The sequence below is a fragment of the Bacillus sp. TL12 genome (assembly GCF_022625245.1).
Taxonomy (GTDB): Bacteria; Bacillota; Bacilli; order Bacillales; family Bacillaceae_G; genus Bacillus_A.
The window spans coordinates 1-8,464 of the sequence record NZ_JAJJBY010000073.1 but is presented as its reverse complement, the minus strand read 5'-3'; the positions used below and the strand labels follow the sequence as shown (position 1 = coordinate 8,464).

Sequence of the window (8,464 nt, the reverse complement as noted above, 5' to 3'; positions counted from 1 at the left end):
ATATTTACACCATTTTAAAACAGAAGAAGAAGTAGTACAAGCAATTGAGGAATATATCTACTTCTAACTATAAACGATTCCAAAAACGACTCAACCACCGAGCTCCGATAGAATATCGAATCTTGATGGCTGCTTAGTCTTTTTTATAGCTGTCTACTTGACAGGGCTAACACCATCGGATGGTCTTTTACATACGACTATTCTTAGAGTTTGTGTTGTACAGATAACAAACATTAAATATCATTTATTTTCCCTATGAAAATTGCATTTGAACATTTTTATGAGACGATATAACATTCGTGTTTTTTAATATTTTCATATAAGAAATAGCTTTTTGATAATATAGACATGCTTTTTCAAATTGACCTTCCTCTTGATAACAAGTTGCTAAATCAATATAAAATATAGATAATTGTTTATTATCTTTTTGATGTTCAAAAAAGGGAATAGCTGTTGTCTCAAGAAAACTTTTTAGATTTGTTTGATCAAAATATAAATAATTTTGATATAAAAATAAACAATGTAATTTAGGATGATTTTTTGTAGATTTTAAACCTTCATGTAACATCCTTTTAGTCTTATTAGTTTCTTGTTTATTAAAAAAATAAATCATACTATCGTATAATTTTTCTAATTCAAGTATTTCTAAGTCTATTGTATTATTTTTGATTTCCTCTAACCTTTTATATAATGCTTTTTTAATGTTAAGACTTGGAACTAGCTTATTATTTTCAATTTTACTTAAATAAGATACTGTGCATATTCCATAACATAGGGCTTTTTGTGTAATTCCATGTTCTTGCCGTTCTTTGAGAAAGAATTCTCCTATATTTTCACTCTGATTTGCGACATTTGACTTTAGTAACTCCATTCGTTCTGAAAATAATTGTATCATCTCAGGTTTAGCCTTAATTTTATTATTTTCAATAAGACTTAATTGAGATGTTGTGCATATTCCGTCACATAATTCCCTTTGGGATAAATTATATGTTTTTCTAAATTCACGAATTTTTTCACCAATTGTATTCAATATAATATCCTCCCTAGAATTTATTCCAATTTATATACTTACGTTGGCATATCGTAATCATCTTCTTTTTTTCTTTATTATAAGAGGTACAGACCATGAATTGAAAAATATTGGAGTTATCCCTCATCGAACTCACCCTTCTGATTTAACGGTACGACTTTATTCAAAACATCGCGTCTTTTTTAAAACACCGCAATTTTATTTCAAACTAACAATTGAACGAAATTTACAATTTTAACAGTGCCCTTATACACAAATTTATAATTAAATGCCTTAAAATACGCTTGGAGGTATCGTGTTTTTTGAATATATATAAGAAATTGTTAATAGAATTAGTTCAGGCTGATAATGATTCCATTTGAGCAAATTTTCTTTTTCCATACCAATTACTTACCCTTTCTAGAGTAATAGTATCAGTATGTCCAAGTTTTATAGATTTATTGTAATTATCCTGAAGTTTTTGCACCAGAACCGTAAAAAATTCAAAAAACCATCATGTGAACTCCCCCACCTACACTTTGCCTAAAGGTTGGGGCTTCTAAGGTAATCGTACCCAATGGTACGAAATTTACTTAGCTATCGAGCCTGTTCCTTGCTCTATATATGCTTATGCTAACAATCGTAACCCTTCACGCTTGATATTGATAGAAGTATTCCAGTCCCTGTCTGCCATAAAACCACATTCACAGTAGAATGTGCGCTCCGAAAGAAATAGAGACTCCTTTACTTGACCACAACAAGAACAAGTTTGGGATGATAAAAACCACTTATCTATTTTGATAAACTTTTTTCCCTGCTCTTCTAACTTGTATTGGAGAAATGTCGTGAACATGCCCCATGCATTGTCAGAAACACTTTTACTGAAATTGAGGGCTTGTGACATTCCCTTCATGTTGAGATCTTCGATAACCACGCAATCATATAGTTTCGCCAATTTGTACGATTCTTTATGTAGAAAGTCCTTTCGTTGGTTCGCAATTCTTTCATATAGCTTCGCTACTTTCAGACGCTGTTTATGCCAACGATTAGAGCTTTTCTTTCTGCGTGATAGAATACGCTGTTCCTTCGCTAATTTTTCCAAGGCTTGATGATAGAAACGAGGGTAATTGGTTATCTTGCCATCTTCACTATCAACAAATAAGCCATTCATAGAAAAATCCAAACCAGCAACAGCTTGTACTTCTTTTAGTATAGGCTCATGTTCGTATTCGGTGAGAATAGAAACATAATATTTTCCTGTTTTAGTTCGAGAAACCGTACAAGACTTGATGATATGATGTGACGGAATCTCCCGATGTTGTTTCATTTTTACAAGTTTCAATTTCGGTAATTTGATATAGCCCTCCAAAAGCATAATGTTTCCGTTGACCACATTGGTTGTGTAAGATTGTCTTGCCTTACGGCTTTTGAACTTTGGAAATTCAGCACGACCTGAAAAGAAGTTTTTGTACGCTTTCTGCAAATTGAGCCCCGCATTTGCCAATGCAAGGCTATCTACTTCTTTGAGCCATACAAACTCCTTTTTATATTTAGCAGGGGTAGGGAACTTTTGCTTCATTAATGCTTCTTTGTTATCCTTGAATTGCTTATACGTTTCCTTTCGTTCAGCCAACATTTGATTGTAGACGAAACGAACGCAACCGAAAGTTTTCATAAGAAGTTGCTCTTGATCTGGTGTTGGATATAGACGGAACTTATATGCTTTGTTTGCCATATCAAAATCCCTCACCTCATGCTTTGATTTTCTATGTGTTTTTTTATTCTTTCAATGGCGCACCATCCGTTGTAAGCAAGCAAACGTTTTTTGCCCCAAAATATTCTTTCTAAAGTTCTTCTTTTACTGATGGAAAATGCTTTTTTATAAATCGAGAACTTGCGCTTTTATGAATATTGATAAACTTTAACATTTCAGTATTCAGATGTATTTTGAACAAAATATGCACATGTTCAGTATCATGATTCCATTCAACTAAGGTAATATTGTAATTCTCATCCAATCGAACAAACATATCTTTCATATAGTCAGATATGGGAGCATTAATCACTTTTCAGAACAAAGTGATAATATAATAGCATGAAAAAGAGACAAATTTAGGCTACCCCTAACCGAAATTCATCTTCCACTTTCACTGGCGCTGTCGTATCTTCACGTTTAAAAGTGGAAGACTACTTTCGGACAGAAGTTGAGGCTTTTTCAAACATATTATAGTAGCAGCACATCTTTAATATATAATCAATACTACAGAATCTAATCAAAAAATACATGATTTTACAAAAAAATTTTAGATTAGAAAACTCATTTTGGTGCAGCAACTTCAAGATAATTGCAATGAATATTAAGGTTCGGTTCAACTATCAGTGATGGTGGTTCTGTTATGGTTTTATCTGTAGGGGATAGACGTATAAAATCTTATGTAGATAGACCTTTACCCATAATTGGCGCGGTAACTACAGCAAATTTCGAAAGAATAGAAGAGTAAAGGACCCACCAACCAACTGACATAAGACCCTCGTTAAGACACTTTTACAATAGGGTTTCTTTACCCATCCCCCGAAAAAAGAGGGATAAGACAAAACATTCCATATCAGTTATAGAAGAATTTAGGGTTCAGCCTTAGTTGTTCGTTTTGTAACATAAAGGTTCATTTTTGTTACATGAAGTATTTAAAAACAGTGAATTCTATAACCCTTATATTCCCTGTAACAAAATACTGTATCAAAAATAATTTGTAACATTATTAATTTAGCACCTTTTTGTTACTGAAAAACATGTGTATATTAAGCTTTTTTCTACTTTGCCTCTGATTACAGCAACGCTGGTACTGGGCCTTTAAGGCTATTTTTTTAAAATATAAAAAAACTGACCTCAGTACAAAAGGTCAGCTCTGTTAGGTAAATTAACGCACTAAAATATTTCTTTGACCAATCATATACCTTCCTGGCATTATATCAGAAATATCAACGTAAAATTTTCCGACTTTCATTCCAGTAAACCAAACATACCAAACCTCATGTCCAGCTTCAAAACCGCCATTAATTAATCGGCTGTATGACGTACAAGCACCAGTCGAAATATTACATAAACGTACTCTTAATTGGTCTGCGTAACCGGTAATATAAGGTGAACCATCAATACTTGCTTGCCACAAACCTCTTACAAAAATCCTTACGTTTCGATCATAAGTGCTTGTTGTTATTATCCCTTCATCCTTTCCATCTTCTGAGTGAAAGGATGACCAACCTGTAGAATAATCAGCACTTGCTTTGCTTTCTCCAAAAGAAAACACTCCAATTAAACTAAGAAGCATGACACCAACAGTGCAAATATGCACCTTTTGAAAAAGAGTGGAAGTTAAAAAAAGGGACCCCATGTGGTCTTACCTCGGCTATGGTGCAAACCTCGAACGCTGTCAAAATACACACAAAAATATGAGATTAATTACGAACCTTCAATCTTTACAAAGTATAAAAATACAGATTTTTATATTAATTCCCGAACAACTCATTCACATGAAATTATAACATTCATGTTAGATTATCTTCATAAGGTTCTGTTGCAAAGTTTTAAATGCCCCCAAAAATATAGAATGAAAATACAATTTTTTCGAATAAACATTATAAAATATACAAGAACATGCATCGTATACTCATTATTTTCGGTTATTTTTCAACTTTGCAACAGAACCAAGCGACGTTTTTCCAAATCCGCAGGATTTCAAAATCTTCGCCAAGCTTCCCGTACCTTGAAAGGCATCGAAACCATTCATGCTTTATACAAACGAAACCGAAATCTTGGCTCAGACTTCGGTTTTTCGACATACAATGAATTACAGGAGCTACTAACAATCGCATAAAATGTAGAACTTTTTGTTGGCACCACTTAACCTTAACAAAACTTCGCAACAGAACCGGTTGAAGAGATGTAAAACAAGTAGAACCATAAGTTTTATCGTTGTGCTTTCCTGATCCTACTACAAAAAAGACCCTCTAAATTTAGAGGGCCTTTCCTATCAACAAAACTATATTACTTCATAAACATTTGCTCAGCTTCATCCATCGCCATTTTGTTTCCTAATGCTGAATAATCAAGCCATGGTTGATCGTGAATAATATATACGTGCTTACCTTTAACAGCTTTTAAACCTTTCCAAATTGCTGTTTCTTGAAGTTGTTTAAATGCCGCTTTTGCTTTGTCATCTCTATTTACGACAACAAAAATTGCATCCGCATCAAAATCAGGTAACGCTTCTTGTGAAATCACTTCGAACGGACGGTTTCCATCAATTTTCTCGACACCGTTTGCAGGTTGTAATTCTAAATCTTGGAATAAAATTGGCCCCATCGGTCTTTTGGTACTAAATACACGTAATTCTTTTGCAGTAACGCGAATGGCCATTACTTTTTCGTTATTTTCTAACTCTTTATCTATTAAGCCTTTTACTCGTTTTGTCTGCTCTTCATAGTTTTGAATATATTTTTCTGCTTCTTTCTCGTGGTTTACAAGTTTACCTACTTGCATTAAATGATCTTTCCACGTACCTTCATCTAAGTTGAAAGAATGTGTCTTTGCAATTTTTTCATACTTCGCTAAATCTTCCCCAGCATATTTTTCATCAACATAAATTTCAGATGGTTTTAATTGAAGTAATACTTCCATGTTCGGGTCTGTTACAACACCGAGCTTCTTCGTATCTCTCAGTTGATCTTTTGCGTGTGGTAAGAAATCTTTTAAATCTCCACCAACAACAGAACCTACTGGTGTAATTCCTAGTGCTAGCAAATTATTCGTTAAATGGATAGACATAGAAGCAATTTGGGGTTCATTACTTTTCGTCGTTTTTTCAGCTGTCCCTTCATTTGATTTTGTTTGACCGCAAGCTGATATTATTAAAATACACATGATACTAAATAAAATAGTAAGTTTCTTTTTCATACATTCTCCTCTTTGAAGTATTTATTTTGTTTTTATAAGTAAATAAAGAAAATAAGGTGCTCCTAAAGCCGCTACTACGACTCCAGCTGGGATTGAGTTTGGCTCAAATAAAGAGCGACCAATTGTATCGGCTAGTACTAAAATAATCATCCCAATAATACCGGTTAACGGTAAAGAATGCTCGTACGTTGAGCCTACTAATTTTCTTGCAATATGTGGAGATATTAGACCGATAAAGCCAATTCCTCCTGCCATCGATACACTGGCGCAAGATAGTCCAACCGCTGTAGCTAAAAGTAAAAAGCGCTCTTTTTGTACAGATACGCCAAGTCCTGCTGCTACACTATCACCTAGTGATAAAGCATTTAACGTTTTTGATTTTAGCCACGCATATGGGGCAAGTATAATAATCCAAGGTAATAAAGCTATCACGTGAATCCAATCTCTTCCCCATACGTTACCTACTAACCATCTGGAAGCAAACGTATAAGTCTCGTCATTTAGTTTTAGAGAGAAAAATAATGAAATCGCACTAAAACCAGCTGAAACTGCAATACCAACGAGAATTAATCGAATCGGTAACAACCCCTTCGTACGGTCATTTGCAAGTAAAATAATAAGCAGCGCAGCAAGCACTCCCCCACCAAACGTAAATAGCGGTATTAAAATCGATGCCTTTTCATTAATAGAATGAAAGAGTGTAACAAAACTAATGAGCCCAAAAGACGCCCCCGAGTGCAATCCGAGAATACCAGGATCTGCGAGTGAATTACGAGATAACCCTTGTAATATTGCACCAGAAACGCCAAGTCCAATACCCGCTAACATTGTGATAATAATTCTTGGCATACGATAATCGTATAATACTGTTACACTTTCAAAATCACCGTAACCCAAAAGCGTTTGAATCACTTTCAGTGGCGCAATTCGAAGCGTACCTGTATTTAAACTAATTAAAATAACCGCGACACTTATACATCCGAAAATTGTAGTTATCATAGTAGCTCTCTTCTTATCGGTGTTAAAGATATCTTTCACTTATAATTCCCTCCCAGCTTTACTTGCTATATAGAGGAAAAACGGAACACCAATAAGCGCTACCATAATTCCGACCGCAAGTTCTTTTGGAGGATTTACTGTTCTTGCTCCTAAATCAGCTAAAACTAATAATATAGCTCCTAATAATGCTGACATAGGAATAATAAACTTATAATTCACACCTACTAATTTTCTAGCGATATGTGGAATGACAAGTCCTACAAATCCAATTGAACCAACAGCCGAAACCGAAACACCTGCAAGAATGACTACTGTAACCATTCCAAATATTCTCGTTCGAATCGTCTTCACTCCTAAATTTGTAGCAACATCGTCCCCCATCGATATAAGTGAGATAGATCGTCCTAATGCTATTGCAACCATAATTGTTACGAAAATAATAGGCACTAAAAACTTCAAGTGGTCCCACTTCACCCCTGCAACACCACCAGCGTACCAAAACGCTAAATCTTGGCTTAAATCATAATAAATTGCTATACCTGAGCTAAGCGAGTGTAAAAACGCTGCCATAACAGCTCCGGCAATCGTTAATCGCATCGGTGCTAATCCGCCTGATGTTGCCGATCCAATAATAAAAATTAGTATTGTACTTAAAACTGCTCCTATGAAAGAAACAATCATTAAATACGAATACGGCATATGCGGGAAAAAGGCAAAGCTAAGCGCCACGACAAACATTGCCCCAGCATTTATTCCGAGCACGCCTGCATCAGCTAAAGGATTTCTTGTTACTCCCTGCATAACAGCTCCCGCCACTGCAAAAGCAGCACCTATAACTGCTGCACCAATTACTCGCGGAAGTCTTAATTCATAAATAATTTGATGCTGTGTTAATTTTGGATTGTAATCAAAAAACGCTGCCCATACAGTTTGCAAATGAATATCCTTTGCACCAAATGCAATCGCTATAAATATAGACACGATTAGACATAAAATTGTTAAGCTCATAAAACATATGAACTTAGCTTGCATGCAGCGATTTTTATCCGCATATACTGTGGAATTATGTAACATATTTCATTGCATCCTTTATATTCATTTGTTGTTTTTTGTAATAATTTTTTAATTTATAATCATTATTGATAACAATTATCATTTTTATTTAGATATTATATCCTCACTTTTTTTAAATAGCAAACTATTTTTTTTACTTTTACATATTAGTTTACTTTCAAATCACCGGAAACATTTACTCCATCCCAATTCCCCTGATATCCTCAAAATTAGCAAGAAAAATATACATTCAAAACACTGTAAATAACAAAGTTATGAGTGCATAATACTCATTGGTTCTGGTGCAAAAATCATTTGATAGAAGCATAGAAACCTGTATAGACTGTTCAATGGTAGATTATGATGCAATTCCAAATAATTCATGTATGAATCTAACTTCATTTTGGGCAGACTTCACCTGGAAGTGAAGTTGTCCTTTTTTCATCATA

7 protein-coding genes and 3 pseudogenes are annotated in these 8,464 nt (G+C 34.4%); 2 read left to right on the top strand and 8 right to left on the bottom strand.

Annotated elements, in window-relative coordinates:
• Window positions 1–253: 253 nt before the first annotated feature.
• Window positions 254–1,030, bottom strand: coding sequence for a helix-turn-helix domain-containing protein (locus LOK41_RS26610; protein WP_241818987.1), 777 nt, complete (start codon window positions 1,028–1,030; stop codon window positions 254–256).
• Window positions 1,031–1,073: 43 nt separating this feature from the next.
• Between LOK41_RS26610 and LOK41_RS26605 the strand changes: the two genes are divergently transcribed.
• Entirely contained in the window at window positions 1,074–1,268 is a 195-nt protein-coding gene (locus LOK41_RS26605; protein ID WP_241818986.1) for a hypothetical protein, read from the top strand.
• Window positions 1,269–1,637: 369 nt separating this feature from the next.
• Here the strand turns inward: LOK41_RS26605 and LOK41_RS26600 are convergent, their stop codons facing one another.
• The 3 genes and pseudogenes from LOK41_RS26600 to LOK41_RS26590 form a co-directional block, all read right to left on the bottom strand.
• The gene (locus tag LOK41_RS26600; protein ID WP_241818985.1) at window positions 1,638–2,744 is read right to left on the bottom strand and encodes a transposase; all 1,107 of its coding nucleotides are present in this window, start codon (window positions 2,742–2,744) and stop codon (window positions 1,638–1,640) included.
• An 11-nt stretch (window positions 2,745–2,755) separates the two neighbouring features.
• Window positions 2,756–3,106, bottom strand: a pseudogene (gene tnpA, locus LOK41_RS26595) (IS200/IS605 family transposase).
• A gap of 821 nt (window positions 3,107–3,927) precedes the next feature.
• Window positions 3,928–4,362, bottom strand: a complete 435-nt coding sequence (locus LOK41_RS26590) for a hypothetical protein (protein WP_241818984.1) — start codon at window positions 4,360–4,362, stop codon at window positions 3,928–3,930.
• A 351-nt stretch (window positions 4,363–4,713) separates the two neighbouring features.
• Here LOK41_RS26590 and LOK41_RS26585 point away from each other — a divergent pair.
• Window positions 4,714–4,884, top strand: a pseudogene (locus LOK41_RS26585) (IS6 family transposase); the annotation flags it as partial.
• A gap of 170 nt (window positions 4,885–5,054) precedes the next feature.
• On the opposite strand, the gene LOK41_RS26580 reads toward LOK41_RS26585, so the two are convergent.
• From LOK41_RS26580 to LOK41_RS26565, 4 genes and pseudogenes are all read right to left on the bottom strand, one after another.
• Window positions 5,055–5,963, bottom strand: a complete 909-nt coding sequence (locus LOK41_RS26580; protein WP_241818983.1) for an iron-hydroxamate ABC transporter substrate-binding protein — start codon at window positions 5,961–5,963, stop codon at window positions 5,055–5,057.
• Between the two features lie 21 nt (window positions 5,964–5,984).
• On the bottom strand, window positions 5,985–7,001 hold the full coding sequence (locus tag LOK41_RS26575) for a FecCD family ABC transporter permease (RefSeq protein WP_241818982.1): 1,017 nt from the start codon (window positions 6,999–7,001) through the stop codon (window positions 5,985–5,987).
• The gene (locus tag LOK41_RS26570; protein ID WP_241818981.1) at window positions 7,002–8,036 is read right to left on the bottom strand and encodes a FecCD family ABC transporter permease; all 1,035 of its coding nucleotides are present in this window, start codon (window positions 8,034–8,036) and stop codon (window positions 7,002–7,004) included.
• A 337-nt stretch (window positions 8,037–8,373) separates the two neighbouring features.
• Window positions 8,374–8,464 (bottom strand): annotated as a pseudogene (locus LOK41_RS26565) (IS6 family transposase); the annotation flags it as partial.